The organism is Shouchella phoenicis, assembly GCF_047238345.1.
Lineage (GTDB): Bacteria > Bacillota > Bacilli > Bacillales > Bacillaceae_D > Shouchella.
In genome coordinates this window covers 512,839-529,669 of record NZ_JBDFMQ010000001.1, presented here as the reverse complement: position 1 = coordinate 529,669, position 16,831 = coordinate 512,839, and the positions used below count along the sequence as shown (strand labels likewise).

The window sequence follows — 16,831 nt, the reverse complement described above, 5'->3', positions numbered from 1 at the left end:
AATCTCGTGCTTATTTACACGATATAGAGATTGACCGTCTCCGTGCGGTTATGAGGAGAGATAAAATGGCTTGGCTTTACTTAGTCATGGGCGGAATATTAGAAGTTGGGTGGGCTTTAGGTCTGGATTACTCAGATGGTTTCTCAAGAATTGAGTTTGTCATTCCCACTATTGTGTTATTCGTATTAAGCTTTTGGTGTTTCGCTAAAACGTTAAAGTCGCTTCCCGTATCAACAGCTTACGCGGTATTTACAGGGCTAGGCGCATTTGGAACAGCGTTAGTTGGAATGGCTTTTTTAGGGGATCCGGTTAGCTTACCTAAAGTCATTATTGTCGTTTTGCTTATTTCGTGCATTATTGGACTAAAGCTAGTGAAAGACGAACCAGAGGACAACGCTCCAGCTGGAGGCGAGGTCTAACATGTACTGGACATTTTTGATCTTAGCCGGTTGCTTTGAAGTGTGTGGCGTCATCAACCTTAAATTAACAGAAGGCTTTACAAAGCTAAAACCAACGATCTTCTTCTTTCTTTTTATGGGGCTCAGCCTTTTATTTTTGTCCCTTTCCCTTGTGGAAGTCCCCATTAGCATTGGCTACGGCATTTGGACAGGGATTGGTGCAGCAGGAAGCGTGCTCTTAGGCATGTTCATGTTTAATGAGCCAAAAAATGTAAAGAAACTAGCGCTCGTTGGCGGGATTATTGCCTGTATTATTAGCTTGAAATTTCTTTCATAGGGAAATTGATCGATCTTCTATACAACAAAGGGACTTAAAAAAGTCTCTTTTTTTCATACCTTATTCACCTTAGCCTCCCCGCTTGTAACAGCTTCAAACATGTAAGAACCATGGACCTTAACATTGATTACGCCATGTCCTTGATAGTTAAGGAGACTTCCATCTTTTCTATTAGACAAGGTTAAAAAATGCAGACAGTGGGGTTCGTGAAAAAATAGATTTGATCCACCTTTACCATGCATTTATCCTTTTTCATCGGTTCCCCAAAATGAATATCCTGATAATTCCATGTTTGAAGCACGCTTCTATAAGGTATGGGTACATACTAATCTTTTTCGACAAAAAACGATTTGTACAACAACTCTCAGGGGGTACCATTGATTGACATATCTGATAGATAAGCCAGAGCAACTCGAAAACATCCTTTTTATTATAGGACCTATTCCCTCTTCCATTAAGTCTTTGGCGTATGATTCTAGAAAAGTCACAAGCGCTGGCTGTTTCGTTTGTATAAAGGGACAACAAACCGATGGCCACGATTACATCCAAGCTGCGATTGATCATGGCGCTAGTGTGATTATTGGAACGAATAAGGAAATACTCTTAGAATACTATTATAAGCGACCGGATCTTACCTTTGTTCTTGTCCGTAACAGTAAAAAAGCATTGGCTCAATTTGCATCTACCTTTTATAAGGATGCTCACAAACACACGCATTTAATTGGCGTAACAGGAACAAATGGAAAAACAACGATTACTGCCTATATTCGTTCGCTTCTAAATGCATTAGGAACGTCGACAGGTTCAATCGGAACAGCCGGTGTATGGGATCAACACGAGGAGATTACATTCGAACGTTCCACTCCTACAACACCTGAATCTGCTGATCTTCACGAGATCTTTTCACATTTACATCAAAAAGGGACGACACATACAGTCATGGAAGCAACCTCCATCGCCCTCCATCAAGAACGACTTCATGGTCTACAATTCGATGTTGCTGTTCATTCCAACCTTTCACCTGAGCACCTTGATTATCATGAAACCATGGATAACTACCGAGAGGCTAAAATGATGTTGTTTAATCAAGCTTCAAAAGCGGTTATCAATATCGATGATGACGGTATGGCCCCTGATATTCTTAAATCGTTTGAAGGCGAACTCTGGACTTATGGGTTAGAACCAGACGCGGATGTATTTGCTGAAAACATCCGAATCCTTGAAAGCGGAACGGCATTTGATCTTAGATTTCAAGGGAAAACGTACAGTGTGTCCGTTCCTATTTATGGAATGCATAACCTGTCTAACGTCTTGGCGGCTTTTACAACCTGTCTAGCACAAGGGCACCTCCCTGAAGAAATCATTCGTGCATGTCCGTACATAGAAGGACCTCCAGGTCGATTTCAAGTCATCCAGGCATATACTGGTAGACAAATGATCTTAGATTTCGCTCATACACCACTCTCCCTCAAAACTTTATTCAAAACCGTCGAATCGTTCACTTATAATCGAATGATTTTAGTTATTACAGGGATCGGCATTCGAGAACCAGAACTCCGCCCCGGTATTGCGCGCGCGGTAGAAGGAATCGCAGATGAAATTATTGTCACAGTGGACCATCCAGGTGATGAGAACCCTGAGCAAGTGATGAATGACGTTGTAGCAGGTTTTTCTGATAAACCTAGACACCTTCACCTTGAAGCAAAACGAGGGAAAGCCATTCATAAAGCAATGTCACGAGCGTGTGAAGGGGACCTTATCTTAATAACAGGCATATGCATGGAATCGTTTCAAATTATTCAAGGAAGACGCGTTCCTTACAATGATCTGGAAGAGATTCATTCATACTTGACCAAACACGCCTTTGTCACTCCCTCATAAATAAAATGAGAAGCAATTTGACACGCTAAGTAGACAAACAAATCACGTACATGATGGTAGTAGTGTTTCTAAAACTATGCCATTTTTGTACGTTTATGCAACATGATCTCGCTTGTATGAGGCCCGTTTTTGATGTCTACTCGTTTAGTACTGCTCATGCTTTTAATACCTACTCAAGCTCTCGATCTCGTTCTTTTCGTACGAGAATAAAATATTCCCCTCCAAGATCCGTTACTTTACGAAAGCCTAGGCGTTCATAAAAAAAGCTTTCTCCAGGAGAGGCGCCTAATGAAAACGTTCGTACTCGACTGACTGCTTCATGGTCAATCAATTGCTTTATTAACTCCGTACCAATCCCTTTTCCTTGAAAGGAATCATCCACCACCACGTCATAAATCTCGCCCCAACGTACAAAATCCGTTAAGACTCTTGCAAATCCAATCAACATATCTCCTGAATATGCCGTAACAAGTAATGGCGTGAACGTAATCATGTCCTCCCAATCTTGTAGATCCGTAGGCATTTTCCAGTCGGCCACCCGTTGAAATAACAGTTTTAATTCTTGTATATTAACGGACGATTTGTCATTCCTATAACTAATAATCCTAAATCCCCTCCTCTAATACGGAAACGCAACAACCGTTTCTTCGCCAGATTTCATATCTTTGATTTTGTACTGATTACTCCTCACTTCATCCTCTCCAACAAGAACAACATACCGGTAGTTTTCTCTATTCGCTTTCATCAGCGCCTTGCTCACTTTCTTATTCCCTAGCTCAACCTCCACGTTATACCCTTTGCTTCTCAAAGCGGCTGCTACAAAGAAGGCTTCTTTTTCTTTGTTCAAGGGGACAACATAATAATTGTTTGCTGAATCGACCTGACGTCCCTGTCCTTTCATCGCCGTATAAATGACGTCGAGTCCAAACGAAATGCCAACCGTCGACACCTTTTCACCTGTACCAAGTAACCCTCCAATTGCTTGATCATACCGACCTCCACTTCCAATGCTTGAAGTAATGGACTGATCTGTTAAAAACAATTCATACACTGTACTCGTATAAATATCAAGACCTCTTGCTAAAAATGGATTAAACACACATACCTGATCTAAACCAAAATCTTCAAGATAAGTGGCAAATGACATTAGTTCCCGTAAACCTTGTTTGATGTCTTCGTTTTGTTCCGCAAACGATTCAACATAACCGAAGCTATCATTCTCTTTTTCTTGTAAAAATCGCTCAATTGCCGCTTTCGTCTCATTAGCTAATCCTTGTTCACCTAGCTCCGCTAACACCGCTTGTACACCAACTTTTTTCAGCTTATCTAGCGTAAGTACAGCTCGATTCATCTTGTCACCCTCTACGCCACAAACGGTTAGCATACCCGTTAGTAACTTCCGGTTGTTATACTGAATCTCCACCTTCAAATCAAGCCTTTTAAAGACTTCAAAAGCAATCAACATACATTCCGCCTCTGCAACTTGAGAATCAACTCCAGCAATATCCACATCACACTGCGTAAATTCACGGAAGCGCCCTGCTTTAATGGGACCATCCCGAAACACTTTTCCAATCTCATACCGCTTAAACGGCATCGGCAATGTTGGATTCAAAGCCATTACTTTCGCAAAAGGCATCGTTAAATCATACCGTAATGCCAAATCTCTTTTTCCCCTGTCCGTCAGTGTGTACATTTCTTCAAGGATTTCCGCACCGCCACCATATTTCGAAGCCATCAGCTCGGTATAATTTAAAATCGGTGTTTCTAACGGCTTACAACCAAACTGGATAAACACATCTTCAAGGGTTCTCCTAATCTGGAGCCTCATCACCTCTTCATTTGGCAAATAATCTTGTGTCCCTCTTACATTTTGATAGTCCATCTTCTTCATCCTTTTTTCCTCCTTTTTTTGATAAACATAAAAAACCGCACTTGATTAAAGTGATTCACTTAATCAAATACGGTTATGAAAAATAGTCTTCCTATGTGCGATTTTTTTGAAATCGAATAGCAAGACTACTTTATATGATGATGAAATTGTGAGTTCGAGTGGGATTCATATTGAATAACTTCCATAACACTCACCTCTATTTTTTGTAATGTTACCACAATTATGAGTACCAAACAATATGAAAATCACGAACGCTTGATTTTGTATCTATACCAGATTCCAATAATGGTAAGGATTAAACCGGTCACGCCAAAGAAAGCACTAATAGCAAGAAAGCCCATTCCTCCCCACGATCTTTCATCCCCCGTAGGATAATAGATCAACACAAATAATATAAGCCCCACACTCACAAGCAAAGACACAAGCCCTGCTGACAATGGTGGGTTTTCTTTCATTCGATCACCTCCTAAAATAAGGAACTTTCTTATCCTTACCCTAGGTGGGGGTCGTCTAAAACAATGACTGAATTTTTAGAAGGACGATTCGTCTCTTCCATTTGTTCTCATCTTCTTTTTTATAAAGAGTACCACCAGTAACCAAGGAACATAAGGATGTAAAAACTTAACGTACCAATTAAATTTAATACCGCAAGGAAAAAATGCTTTTTTATGAGCGCGAACACCATACCGACAGGACCAATAATAAACGTCAAAAGAAATAACGGACTTGCTACCTGAAACACAACATTAGGAACCCACAGTAACACACAACTAATAAAACAGATGAATGACCAGAACTTGAATGATTTCATTGTAATCCTTTCATGAAACACAGTTCTTATATTCAGATTATACCAATTTCCCTCACTCAACCCCACACAAAAAATCCCCTCACATCACGTAAGGGGATCATTCTTTAACGACTTTTATTTACGGAAGCATCATAAATATCATCCACAGCCGTTTGCAACGCGGAATTAAATTCTGACTCAGACTGTTCAACATTTAGATCTTGGCTAAGCGCTCTGGAGAAACTTGCGATTAACCCTGCGTTGGCTTTTAATTTCTCATTTGCATCATCGCGGGTATACCCACCAGAAAGAACAACCACTCGAACCACGCGCTCATGATCAACAAGCTCTTGATAAAGACCTGATTGGGTTGGAATGGTTAGCTTCAACATGACGCTCTCATCATCACGCAACAGATCTAAGTGAGTCTTAAGCTCTTGTTTCAACAGCTCTTCAATCTCCTCTTTATCCGCACTGTGAATGTCGACTTCCGGCTCAATAATCGGCACTAACCCAGCTGCAATGATTTTCTTGCCAATCTCAAACTGTTGCTCGACAACCTGCTTTATCCCATCTTTGTTTGCTTCTTTAATGACGGAACGCATTTTCGTCCCAAACACATTACGCTCGTTTGCACGCTTCAGCGTATCGTCAAGATCATCAATCGGCTTCATAAGTTGAACACCATTTTTTTCTTCAGCCAATCCTTTATCTACTTTTAAAAAGGGGACAATTCCTTTTTCGCTCGCTAAAAAATCGGAGGTGTACGCCCCATCTATTTTGCGATCCATGGTCTGCTCAAACAGAATCGCGCCAATGATCTTATCCGAGTTAAAAGCTGGAGATTTAATAATACGGGTGCGCATCTCATGAACAAGATCGAACATTTCATCCTCTGACGAATAGGCATCTTCCTTCACACCATACTCAGCGAGGGCTTTCGGTGTACTACCACCACTCTGGTCAAGCGCGGCAATAAAACCTTGACCTGTTTTCATTTTTTCCAGTTGCTGTGCATTCATCTTGAAAAGCTCCCTTCTTTTTTTCCGTACGTCTTTTTCTGCTATCACTTTATTTTTACCCCATAAAGGCTTGATTTACACATGGCAGTTCCAGAAGAGCGCTAGACCTCACCGTATTTTATGAGCTTATACCCTAACATTCCGAGCCAAACCAAGAACAACATTCCAACCGTTTCTGTGAACAGATGGATGTTTTGATGACCAAGCATTAAGAAGCCCCATGAGAGTAAGTAGGAAACCATAAGTAGTATCCCTACGATATGACCGATCCGACGTAACGCTTTACTCTTTTTGGAGAATAAGGTGGAGGATAGAATGACCCACACCGCGATCAGTAAGTTGGCCATAATGTACAGACTCGTTGAAAAGCCACCTTGCAACATCGTCCAATCAAACACATACATTGCAAACTGTCTGCCAAACTCATTTGTTGCCTCGTCGTTATACAAATGAATTGCGTATGACACGCTCACTGCTTGCAAAATGAAGGATAGCGCGTATAAAAGAAACCCAGACACCCCAGCAATAAGACCTGCGAGTTCAACAAATGAACGTTTATGAAACAAATGGTATAACCCAATCGGAACAATCATTGTCATCAACATGACGAGTGATTTACTTCCATGATCGAATGCTAAATACCCAACCAACGATGCATGATAGTCTAAACCTACCTCCATCATTGGTCGGTCTGCGTCAAATGAAGCAGGGTATAAAATCGAAGTAATGATGTTTATGATTAGCCACATCAAAATAAAGAATATATGTACGAATGCGATCCAACCGACAACTCTCATGATCTTTCTTTTAGCATAATCAACTTCACTCATCGCGCCTTCCCTTCAACCACTTTCGTTCTTATTGCCAAAACAAGTGCCAAGACCGCCAAACTCCCCTGCATCGTTAAAAGTATGACATTTACCTGATTCCATAGCATGCCGAACGACACAAGAAGAAAAGTGATGCCCATCATGAACAAGAACGTACTTGATCGCATACAATCCACCTCTTTCCATTTAATCATTTCTAAATTTTAACATAATTCTATTGTTTCAGTATTGAGATGATTGAAAGTGAAAACAAGGTGAGATAGACTGACAACGATGGCAAAATAAGTTTAGTTAAGGCACACTCCTTTAATACTCAAGACATAGCAAATAGTAAACAAAGAAAGGTGTATATGAAGTGACAACATTCATTCTATGGATAGGAATTATAGTAGCAATTGTCTTTCTTGTTGCAGTCTTTAAGAAAAACCAGTTACGGGAAAAAGAAGCTGCTATTGTACTAGAAAAAGCAAATAAAGATCGAGAACAAGCTCAAAAAGATCTCGATGAATTAAAAGCCACCCAACAAGTAATTATTGAGAAATTAGATAGAATCGAGAACAAAATGGACCACTCAAACGGATGAGTGGTCTTTCCCCATAAATCCTTCAAATAGCAAATAAAATGCAGTAATAATGTGGAGCGTCATACCCACGACTGGAATCCAGCCAAGGCTTGAAGTAACAATGCCTAACGTATGTCCGGTTGTCGACAAATTCGCTCGTCGCGATAAACGAAACCCTATAATATGTACAACTAGCATAACGAGAAGCGGGGTCCAATACAATGACAAGATGACAGACCCTCCAACAAACGGAAAGCCTAATGACGCTTCCACAATGCCCGTGATAATTTTGTAAATGCTCATATGATTGGTACATTCACTCCTTCTAATAGGTCAAGATCTTCTAGCCATTATAAATAGGGATTACCCTTTGGCAACCCCTACGTAACTCTTTATTCCATTTAAAGATGGTAAAACTTATTACTCTACTTGATCGCTAGTTACACAATTTATCTCTATTTCATAAAATGTGTCTTTCATCAGTATATATTTATCCTTGTTTAAATCTTAAAGTAGACAATTGTTTTATTGGGAAACATGTTGGGAAAATCGTTTTTTATATATAAAACAATACCATTTCCCTGTATAATTAACAAAAAGTTACAATAATTTTAAGGGGGTTTATATGTGAAAGCTATTGCTTCAGAAGAAGTTGGGGAGAGAATTGCACAATGGTATAGTTGCATTATAACTAGAGATTTTGAGGAAGCAGAAAAATTAAAAGAAGAAGTAGATTTAAAGATTACTAATATGACAGAAGATGATAAGATTGTCTCTTATTATCAACTTGTAGATTTCCGATATCAAATGCTTTTACAAGTTCACGAAGGAAAAAATTTAACAGAACCTCCTGGAACAAATCTTGAAAACCTCGGAGATAGCTATTTACGTTTTATGTTTTATTTTGTAACAGGTGTTTATGAATTTTGGCAAGGGAGATATAAATCTGCCATTCGTTCTTTTAAAGTAGCGGAAATGCTGATTGAAAAAGTTAATGATCCCCTTGAGAAAGCTGAATTTTATCATAGACTTGGCTTAAGCTATTACCGTATCAACCAATATACGTTTTCAATGTCCTACTTAGAGCAAGCATTAGAATATTTTGAGAAACAAAAGATTTATACTGAAAATGTAATAATGATTAAATCCATTATCGCAGCAATTTACACTGAAGTTGAGCAGTATAGTAAAGCTGAACTTATTTATGACGAATTAATCGAATTATCTAAACTTTATCCAACTCTATTTGCATTGTTAAGGAGAAACTTTGGATTACATAGACTTGCTCAAAATCGTCTTTCAGAAGCTGAAGTCCTTTTTAGTGAGGCGATAGACATACCTGCATTTTAATTAACAAAACAATATTTACTCACTCGTTACAACTTAGCGAATGTAAGGTTACGGTTGGGGAAGGAAGTAACTGATTGGGATTATATCGTTCATAAAATAAAACTCAATAAAGAAGATGAATATATAGCCCGCTGTAAAGTTTCAGAAGGCCTCTATATAAAAAAGGATGCTAGTTAGAGAAGGAATTAATCATCTGCTTACTAATGAATTATATTTTGAAGTAAGTGAATGTTCACATGAAGCTGGAACTTTTTATAAAAAAGAAGGTAAAAAAGATCTAGCTCTAGAATATATAGAATTAGCGTATTCTATGAACAAAAAACAAAAAAACATAGGAGTTGATCAAGTATGAAAAAAGTAGCAGGTATTATAGCAACTCTTGCAGTTGCTACAGCATTTGTTGTTGCACCTTATGACAAAGTTGGTTCCTTCTCTGATCAAGCGGATAAGGTCGGGTCTTTTTCGACAAGCAATGATAAAATAGGATCATTTGAAAACCAAAGTATTCATTAGTACCTTCTAAGGGCCTCCATTTGTGAGGTCTTTTTTTGTTTTATTTTACACCTCAAAAAATTCATCATAACCCATATATTCCCATAATTTGTGCTACAGCATAATGATATACTTATTTTAGATAAAAAGTCACATTTCCCAAATCCAAAATACAGACTTTTCGCTGTTTTTTCGTTATGATGTATATACAAATAATAGGAGGTTATGTAATGGAGGCAATTCTGTCAAAGCATGATATCGAAAATGGCATTCTCGCATTTATTGAACACCATAATGAAGTTGACTTTGAGCAAATTGTCCTTTCTGCACAGAAGCATTTTTCGACGCAAGAGAGCCTTAAGATTCTCACTGAATTTTGTTTACGTGCTGAGAGGCTCGATGATGTGAAATGCGCATTTGAATATACAGCCATTCATAATCTCATCCCTCAGTTAGAACACCTTTGCGAACAACATCAGTTTGACGATCAACTTTATGAATATGTAAACGTTTATCGACTTGCACACCGGATGGCAGGAGAACCAAGCAATCATACTTTTCTAAAAGAAGCGCAACAACTTCACCGGGATACTCAAGACGAGACATTGCTTTTTAAATTAGAGCTTATGATTTTATATTTTCATACGATGAATGGGTATAACACGATCGTCAATCAAGCGGATGAGTTACGAAATAAACTACAAAAAATGAAGCCAGGCTACCTCAAAACAGCGTTTGCGGCTCGGCTGACGACGTTTTTAAGCTATTATTATTTTTATTCTACGGATGATTTTGCCTCTGCTGAAGGCTATTGTTTAGCCAATACCGTTAATCCAGCAGCGCCGCCTATTTTTAAAGCGAGCGCGTATCATTCGTTAGGACTTCTTTATTCGTTTAAATCTTTAAAAGATAGCTTACGAAATCTCGAATTAAGCTGTAAGCATTTTGAGCTGGCTGGAATGAAGGAGAAATCTGACATTCTGAAAAAATTTGACATTCCTTTCATTTTAAACCTTCACGCCGCGCACTATGAGCCTTATAATAGACTAATAGAGGGTGCAGATAGCCTTGAAAAAGCTCATTACCACATTATATCCAAGTCACCAGAGAAGGCTTTGCCACTTCTAGAGCGCTTGCTAGCTGAAGAACCAGATGATTTCTTTGCAAAGCTCTATTACTACTATGCCAAACGGGATGTCTACAGCATTACACAACAATTGCTTACTCCCGAGCGGAACGCCCATGAATTAAGAGTGATTCGATTCATTCTACGAGCGTTAATACCGAGACAAGCTTTGTAACGTAACGATTTGGCTTCTTCCAGTGTATGGCCTGCGCGATTACTCTGGGAAGGAGAGTGGGCTTTATGAAAAAGAGACTTAGCATCGTCGCAACATCTTTAGTCGTTGCCTCAGCCGCTATTGTTCCACTTGGCGGATCTAGCATCATCATCATCCCAATGTCTGTATTCGGTCTATAAGAATAGGAAGCCCATCGCACGTAGATGGGCTTTTTGATTTGCTAGTTTGAGGCTTAAAGCAATCTCACAATACCTACCACACCACTTGATAGAAAAAATAGAGGAAAAACGCACATGAATGCTAACATGATACGATTGTCATTTTTATGATTACGTATCAAGGCAAAAACAATTGTCAGTGTAAATAAACCAGCTAGAAAGAAGTCTACTGTAATTGAATAAATGGCACTCGACTCGCTTGAACGTAGCGAAAAAACAAGATTTATAATCGTTGCAAGAACCAGTACAACACTCATTATAATGATTAAATGCTTCATCCCTTTCAACCGATCACCTCATTTTAAGGAACGCTAAAAGCCATCACGCCTTTTACTCAATTAAGGAATACAAGACACGCTCTTGCAACGTATCATTTAACATTTCCAATTCCGACGCATCGAAATCTAGTGCCGCAAGCTGAATCGCATTCTCAAACACAGTTCGATCTGCTTCTGATACGATCTCTTCTTTCATCGTATACTGAACAGACGCGACGCCATTATCCATCCTCGCATCTACGATCTCAATCCCTTCAACAATGGCGGAATCATAAAAAGCCCCATCTTGATCAATCGTTGTCATCTTTTCAACGGTCTCTGAAAACGATAAAAGCTCATCCTCATCATTTATTACCTGTTCTTCCAATGCACCACCAGATAAAAACAACGTCTCCTCTAACGCTTCATCGTAGACTGTGTAATACCCCCGTGTTGCACCTCGTTCCTCTTCAACATTCAGAGGTGCATTTACTTCTCTTTCTGCAACAATGATATTCGTTTCCCCGTCAGGATTTAAAAAGACAATTTCCTCTATCCCATAAAGATCACTAATCCCAAACAATGATTCGTAAAATAACGCCGTTTGTGCCGATGTTGTCGCTAATTCATTACCCTCAGCATTAAATTGCATCGTTAATTCTTGCGATTCAACAGATAAATCCGCATAAGCGCGCAACATCTCTTGATCAGACGGATCACTTTCACCTAGCGAATTTTCAAGTGTACCGCTCTCATCTCGATTGATGGAGTAAGCCGTATAAAAAGCCTGATCCTCGTCTACCAAATGGGCATTAATTGAATAACGTTCCTCCGCCTCAATCGTTTCATATTCTGGCGTCTCGTCACTATCATCACCGTCTGAACCACCATTTTCGTCATTGTCCATTTCTGGTTCCTCTAATTCGCTGTCATCCGTTTCCAGCGTTTCTTGATCCTGCGCATTCAATTCTTCTCCCGAACTCTGACAACCAACAAATAAAAATGCTAATGAGACCATCCCTGCCATTGCGGTCACTTTTCGCACGCGTACCATCTCCTTTGTAGTTAGGTACCCGGTTTGAATTATTTTAATTGTTCATTTAATTCAAAAGCAGTTTATAAGGCTTATTAAAAATCTCGTTTACATAGAAATTTTATGGGCGCGAGCACTACCAATGCCATGCTATACTACAGGAATAATCTAAAATGAGCTTGGAGAGGAGGAAATCATAATGGGTCCTTTACAACTGTCGGAAGAAACGGCGCTCGCGCTATCAAAGTCATTAAATATCCCGTTAGAACAATTAATGCATATGCCAAAACCCGTCCTGATGCAAAAGCTAGCTGAACTAAATAAAGAAAAGAAATAGAAGCAGGTGAAAGCCCGCTTCTATTTCTACATAAGCCAACTCTGTAGCTTCATTACGACCTATAAAATCTAGCGTTTATCGACAACGCTAACCCTTATTTAATACGAAGAATAGCACACTGTTACGGTTTATCATGAATTTTTGAGGAGGTTGTTAGAATGGTTGTTAAACAAAGAGGTCCAACTTGTGGAATCTATGCACTCTTAAATGGATTAAAAGAGTATTACTCTATTGAAAATTTTACTAATAGCAAAATACATAAACTCTCATACCAACTATTATCAGAGAACCAATATGAGTTTAACGAATCAACTACTAGCGGCTTAACATACATAGGAGAATTTTTTTATTTAGATAAGTATATGGCTTTTATTAACGAGAATAAAAAGATTATATCAAACTTTTTGTATAAAGAATGTAACTTAAACGTTAATTTTGAAGTAACTAAAATCACTTTTGCAGATATCCTTAAAACAGATTCCGCACTTTTTATTGTTTCAATATTGCCTTTAGAAGAAGAAGAAGAAAAAATGAAAAACGACAATTACATTTCACATTGGGTTTCATTTATATCTACTCACAATAAAGCAGAGTTTAGAATTCTTGACAGTCGCAAAGGAGTTAGTAGTTTAATTGACTTTCAAATGCTAAAAGAAGCGCATTGCAAATTGAAAAATAACTGGTTTTATTGGGATAAATTTGAAAGAAAAAAATTGTTTTGTTTTCGTAAAATTGAAAAGTTAATAAATAAGAATCTCAAACTTAAAAAACATTACTTAGATAAAGGTTTACTTATTAATGAAATAAAACATTCTGTAGGAGAAGTAATAATGATACAGGACGCTTCCATTCAACATTGAAAGCGTAAATTACCATATATTAAGCATAAAGAAATTTTTTTATGCTTTCTACTGGTTTCATTATCTTCGTGAATAAAAAATATAAATTAAGTCTTTAATATTTATTAAACAACACCACACCATACGCTCGAATTCTTACCGAAACTCAATTCTTTTCCTTCTAACGTCATTACCTGTACCCCAGCCTCTTTTGCAATTAAACTTGCTGCAGCAAATTCATAAGGCGGTTGATTTATTGATAAGAATATATCAGCATTTCCTTCAGCAACTGCACAAATCTCAAGCGCTGTTGGCAGTTCTGTTTGCCTCACTCGTTGATAGACAGGATTTTGCGGCTGTTCCTTTCGTAAAAAAGATGAGTGAATGCGAATTTCCGCTTCTCTTAAACTCATTAACTCATCCCGCAAGATTCTTTTGCCATTTACATATGCACCACTTCCCTTATCAGCATGGAAAAGGTTGCTTGATAGATCATCATAAACCCAACCGTGTATTGGCAATCTATTTTTCACTAATAAAATAGATAAAACATAAGATGCTTTTGTGTCATAGTAATAGGGGTTAAGTGAAATCAACCAGGTTGAATGGATAGCATTTATAGCAACTTCTTGGTGAGGAAAACAGAGGATGTCAGATGGATAATTGTCTGTCACGCTTCGTCGGATGAAGGTATACACTTTGGATTGAATAGTAGTGGCGTTTGCTTTATTTGTTTTTAAAATGGTGCTAATCACTTCATTAATTAATTTCGAAACAAACTGTTGTCGGGGGAACATCGGATCACCTCAAATCCGTACGCATAAACGTACAACATTTACACAAAGTATAACGTACGCTTATAAGTACATCAAGCAGAATTTGAAAGTTAGGTGATCTTTATGCAAAAAGTTGAAATTGCACTTAATGAATTACTACATAAGCACAAATTAACAATACATGCTTTGCATTTAAAAACAGGAATCCGCCGCGCTACCCTGAGTGAAATGGCTAATGGGAAGCGCGAACGGATTCAGTTAGAACATATAGAAAAGATTGCAGATGCTTTAGGGATTGAAGATATGAATGAAATTTTAAGGTTTAAGTAATTCTAATTCTCTTTCTGAAGAATTTCTTTTAACTCTTCCATAGTTAATACATGATCTTTTCGTCTATGAACCATGCGATGACAGTTTGCACATAACGGGACAAGGTCTTTATGAGGATTTATTTCTGTACTCCCACCAAGAGAACTTAATGGTTTTATATGATGAATTTCAATAAAATCTCTACCTCTTTCACCATAATTTTGCTCAAAGTTAAAATTACAAGCAGCACAGGTTATACCGTGGATTTGTATGGCCAGTTCACGATTAATTGGATCACGCTCATATTTCTTCCCATAATAACTAGTGATTCTCCCCTCTGTCCTAGCACCATATTGTTCTAATTCTTCTGCTATCACATCAGTATGTACCGTATCCATTATGTCTTTACGAGATAAGCTTACCTTGTAGGTTTCTTCATCGTCATATATGAAATAGATTTTAACCTCACTTGGGACTCTATTTGTATATTCGTTTATTAGCAGAGTAAATTGTTTCTCCCATCTCAATCGATGACGTGGAGAGCCACTCGCTTGAACCTTAATCTTTGCAAAAAACATATACTCTTGATAGATTAATGTAATTTCTTTTTCTTCACCTTCTTTGAGATTTGTCGACTTAAAGAAAGGACGTATACGCTTAGGTATGACGGTTTCACCATATTCAAAGGTCGATTGGTCGGCTGTTTTTACTGCAACATTATGATGAAGATCCCATGAGTCATGATTGCCTACCTTCTGCGATTGGCTGTATGTATAACTACTTTTATCAGTATCATTCAAACGTTTTCTTAAAGGGAATACCCAAACAAGCCGATTATTTTTTTCTTCATCTAATTGGTGTTCTTGAAATGGTTCGTTTATTAGTTCATATTGACCTCTATACGTGTAAATTCGTTTTTTGTATGCAACAAATAGATGAATAGATACATTATTTTCGTTGGATTTTGCCAATGTTAGGTTTTGTTGAAACGTTAAGCTTTGATCTCCCAGCTTTCCCATGCCCGTATAATAAAAAACGCCGTCTTCCTCTCGATCTTGATACAGTTTGGTTTTATCAGAGATAAGCACTAGCGTATTTGTTTTTAACGAGCGTCTCATCCCTCCTTGATTGGCACAACCAAACAAATTACTAATTTCACTATTTGTAACTTCTAGGCCTGGAACTAGTTCTAAGTAAGTACGTTTCACTTCATTAACTCCTCTTATATCAACTTTTAGCTATACGCTAAGTCGGAAAGCATAGTAAACACAAATGTCTATCTATTAATAATTAATAGAAAACATTCGTGACTTGGGTCTTTTTTATTAGTATAATTATATCATACATATTTTATCATTTTTGCTTAAAGGAGAATTTTATGGACGTTGTATTTATTCTTTTTCTTTTGATCTCGTTCTTTGCAGTTGTTCTTGGAACAATTAAGCCAAAACTTATACGCTTTCCTTCACGGAAACGAGTATTAGCATACGGACTCCCTTCTATGTTTATTTTTATGTTTTTGGCAGGGGCAACACTAGATAGCGATGATGAACCGATAGCTTCCGCGAGCTCTACTAATGAGGAAGTCCTTCAGTTGGAAGAAACGATAGAAGAAAGAGATGCCGAATTAGAAGATCTGAAAAAAGAAGTTGAAGAATTAAATTTAGAATTAGAGAAAGCGGAAGAAGAATTCACTCAGGAGGACATTGATCAATTAAAAGATGAGTGGGAGGAAGAATTTAATTCTAATTTCGAGAAAGAGTTTAAGGAAGATCTTGAGAAAGAAATAAAGTCAGAGTACGAGGACAAAATCTCTTCCCTTAACGAACAAATTACCGAAAAAGACGATAGTCTTTCGGACAATGAAGCAATGATCACGAAATTAGAAAGCGAAGTTTCTACATTTAAAGACGAATTAGAAACGGCCAAATCGGAAACCGTCTCTGCCTCTACTTCAGAATCTAGTTCAGAAGAAAGTAATCATAGCTGCCCTGCTGGTTCTATTCATATTAATACTGCCTCCGAATCAGAGCTTCAAGGCATCTATGAAATTGGTCCTGATCGCGCAAGTCAAATTATGCAGCTAAGACCGTTCGCTTCTTATAATGATATGAAGCGCATCTCAGGTATCGGTGACGCACGTGCTCAAGCAATTGAAGCCCAAGGAATGGTTTGCTTTGATTAATGCATAATTACTAAGGATAG

At 38.0% G+C, this 16,831-nt stretch carries 22 protein-coding genes; 11 read left to right on the top strand and 11 right to left on the bottom strand.

Annotated features, from left to right (window positions below):
* Positions 1-65: 65 nt before the first annotated feature.
* From ABC361_RS02975 to ABC361_RS02965, 3 genes are all read left to right on the top strand, one after another.
* A complete protein-coding gene (locus ABC361_RS02975; protein WP_099302743.1) occupies positions 66-419 on the top strand; it encodes a DMT family transporter in 354 nt (117 codons plus the stop codon).
* 1 nt (position 420) lies between these two features.
* The gene (locus tag ABC361_RS02970) at positions 421-735 is read left to right on the top strand and encodes a DMT family transporter (RefSeq protein WP_099302745.1); all 315 of its coding nucleotides are present in this window, start codon (positions 421-423) and stop codon (positions 733-735) included.
* Positions 736-1,116: 381 nt separating this feature from the next.
* The gene (locus ABC361_RS02965; RefSeq protein ID WP_413072601.1) at positions 1,117-2,616 is read left to right on the top strand and encodes a UDP-N-acetylmuramoyl-L-alanyl-D-glutamate--2,6-diaminopimelate ligase; all 1,500 of its coding nucleotides are present in this window, start codon (positions 1,117-1,119) and stop codon (positions 2,614-2,616) included.
* Positions 2,617-2,785: 169 nt separating this feature from the next.
* On the opposite strand, the gene ABC361_RS02960 is transcribed toward ABC361_RS02965, so the two are convergent.
* The 6 genes from ABC361_RS02960 to ABC361_RS02935 form a co-directional block, all read right to left on the bottom strand.
* Positions 2,786-3,139, bottom strand: coding sequence for a GNAT family N-acetyltransferase (locus tag ABC361_RS02960; RefSeq protein WP_413072600.1), 354 nt, complete (start codon positions 3,137-3,139; stop codon positions 2,786-2,788).
* Positions 3,140-3,235: 96 nt separating this feature from the next.
* Positions 3,236-4,510, bottom strand: coding sequence for a histidine--tRNA ligase (locus ABC361_RS02955; RefSeq protein WP_413072599.1), 1,275 nt, complete (start codon positions 4,508-4,510; stop codon positions 3,236-3,238).
* Positions 4,511-4,755: 245 nt separating this feature from the next.
* A complete protein-coding gene (locus ABC361_RS02950; protein ID WP_413072598.1) occupies positions 4,756-4,965 on the bottom strand; it encodes a hypothetical protein in 210 nt (69 codons plus the stop codon).
* Positions 4,966-5,425: 460 nt separating this feature from the next.
* Positions 5,426-6,322: a fructose bisphosphate aldolase gene (locus ABC361_RS02945; RefSeq protein WP_413072597.1), complete on the bottom strand. Its 897-nt coding sequence runs from the start codon at positions 6,320-6,322 to the stop codon at positions 5,426-5,428.
* A gap of 101 nt (positions 6,323-6,423) precedes the next feature.
* Positions 6,424-7,152 carry a hypothetical protein gene (locus tag ABC361_RS02940; protein ID WP_413072596.1) on the bottom strand — a complete coding sequence of 243 codons (729 nt, stop codon included), beginning with the start codon at positions 7,150-7,152 and terminating at the stop codon, positions 6,424-6,426.
* Complete coding sequence (locus tag ABC361_RS02935; RefSeq protein ID WP_413072595.1) at positions 7,149-7,319, bottom strand: hypothetical protein; 171 nt, start codon at positions 7,317-7,319, stop codon at positions 7,149-7,151. The genes ABC361_RS02940 and ABC361_RS02935 overlap by 4 nt, the downstream gene beginning before the upstream one ends.
* 188 nt (positions 7,320-7,507) lie before the next feature.
* On the opposite strand from ABC361_RS02935, the gene ABC361_RS02930 reads away from it, so the two are divergent.
* Positions 7,508-7,735 (top strand): hypothetical protein, encoded by a 228-nt coding sequence (locus ABC361_RS02930; protein ID WP_413072594.1) that lies wholly within the window; start codon positions 7,508-7,510, stop codon positions 7,733-7,735.
* Here the strand turns inward: ABC361_RS02930 and ABC361_RS02925 are convergent.
* Positions 7,724-8,017, bottom strand: a complete 294-nt coding sequence (locus ABC361_RS02925; RefSeq protein WP_413072593.1) for a hypothetical protein — start codon at positions 8,015-8,017, stop codon at positions 7,724-7,726. The genes ABC361_RS02930 and ABC361_RS02925 overlap by 12 nt on opposite strands.
* Positions 8,018-8,341: 324 nt before the next feature.
* On the opposite strand from ABC361_RS02925, the gene ABC361_RS02920 reads away from it, so the two are divergent.
* From ABC361_RS02920 to ABC361_RS02910, 3 genes are all read left to right on the top strand, one after another.
* Positions 8,342-9,064 carry a response regulator aspartate phosphatase gene (locus tag ABC361_RS02920; RefSeq protein ID WP_413072592.1) on the top strand — a complete coding sequence of 241 codons (723 nt, stop codon included), beginning with the start codon at positions 8,342-8,344 and terminating at the stop codon, positions 9,062-9,064.
* Between the two features lie 348 nt (positions 9,065-9,412).
* Complete coding sequence (locus ABC361_RS02915; protein WP_413072591.1) at positions 9,413-9,577, top strand: hypothetical protein; 165 nt, start codon at positions 9,413-9,415, stop codon at positions 9,575-9,577.
* Positions 9,578-9,786: 209 nt separating this feature from the next.
* Positions 9,787-10,857 carry an AimR family lysis-lysogeny pheromone receptor gene (locus ABC361_RS02910; RefSeq protein WP_413072590.1) on the top strand — a complete coding sequence of 357 codons (1,071 nt, stop codon included), beginning with the start codon at positions 9,787-9,789 and terminating at the stop codon, positions 10,855-10,857.
* Between the two features lie 232 nt (positions 10,858-11,089).
* On the opposite strand, the gene ABC361_RS02905 is transcribed toward ABC361_RS02910, so the two are convergent.
* Together ABC361_RS02905 and ABC361_RS02900 are read right to left on the bottom strand one after the other, a co-directional pair.
* The gene (locus ABC361_RS02905; RefSeq protein WP_413072589.1) at positions 11,090-11,362 is read right to left on the bottom strand and encodes a hypothetical protein; all 273 of its coding nucleotides are present in this window, start codon (positions 11,360-11,362) and stop codon (positions 11,090-11,092) included.
* Between the two features lie 43 nt (positions 11,363-11,405).
* Entirely contained in the window at positions 11,406-12,377 is a 972-nt protein-coding gene (locus ABC361_RS02900; protein ID WP_413072588.1) for a hypothetical protein, read from the bottom strand.
* Between the two features lie 187 nt (positions 12,378-12,564).
* Here ABC361_RS02900 and ABC361_RS02895 point away from each other — a divergent pair, with 187 nt between their 5' ends.
* Positions 12,565-12,702, top strand: coding sequence for a YycC family protein (locus ABC361_RS02895; RefSeq protein ID WP_099302775.1), 138 nt, complete (start codon positions 12,565-12,567; stop codon positions 12,700-12,702).
* A 158-nt stretch (positions 12,703-12,860) separates the two neighbouring features.
* Entirely contained in the window at positions 12,861-13,562 is a 702-nt protein-coding gene (locus ABC361_RS02890; RefSeq protein WP_413072587.1) for a hypothetical protein, read from the top strand.
* 104 nt (positions 13,563-13,666) lie between these two features.
* On the opposite strand, the gene ABC361_RS02885 is transcribed toward ABC361_RS02890, so the two are convergent.
* Positions 13,667-14,338 carry an inositol monophosphatase family protein gene (locus ABC361_RS02885; protein WP_413072586.1) on the bottom strand — a complete coding sequence of 224 codons (672 nt, stop codon included), beginning with the start codon at positions 14,336-14,338 and terminating at the stop codon, positions 13,667-13,669.
* A gap of 102 nt (positions 14,339-14,440) precedes the next feature.
* On the opposite strand from ABC361_RS02885, the gene ABC361_RS02880 reads away from it, so the two are divergent.
* Positions 14,441-14,647 (top strand): helix-turn-helix domain-containing protein, encoded by a 207-nt coding sequence (locus ABC361_RS02880; RefSeq protein ID WP_413072585.1) that lies wholly within the window; start codon positions 14,441-14,443, stop codon positions 14,645-14,647.
* A gap of 2 nt (positions 14,648-14,649) precedes the next feature.
* On the opposite strand, the gene ABC361_RS02875 is transcribed toward ABC361_RS02880, so the two are convergent.
* Positions 14,650-15,834: an HNH endonuclease gene (locus tag ABC361_RS02875; protein WP_413072584.1), complete on the bottom strand. Its 1,185-nt coding sequence runs from the start codon at positions 15,832-15,834 to the stop codon at positions 14,650-14,652.
* Positions 15,835-16,004: 170 nt separating this feature from the next.
* Between ABC361_RS02875 and ABC361_RS02870 the strand changes: the two genes are divergently transcribed.
* Positions 16,005-16,811: a helix-hairpin-helix domain-containing protein gene (locus ABC361_RS02870; RefSeq protein ID WP_413072583.1), complete on the top strand. Its 807-nt coding sequence runs from the start codon at positions 16,005-16,007 to the stop codon at positions 16,809-16,811.
* Positions 16,812-16,831 lie beyond the last annotated feature (20 nt).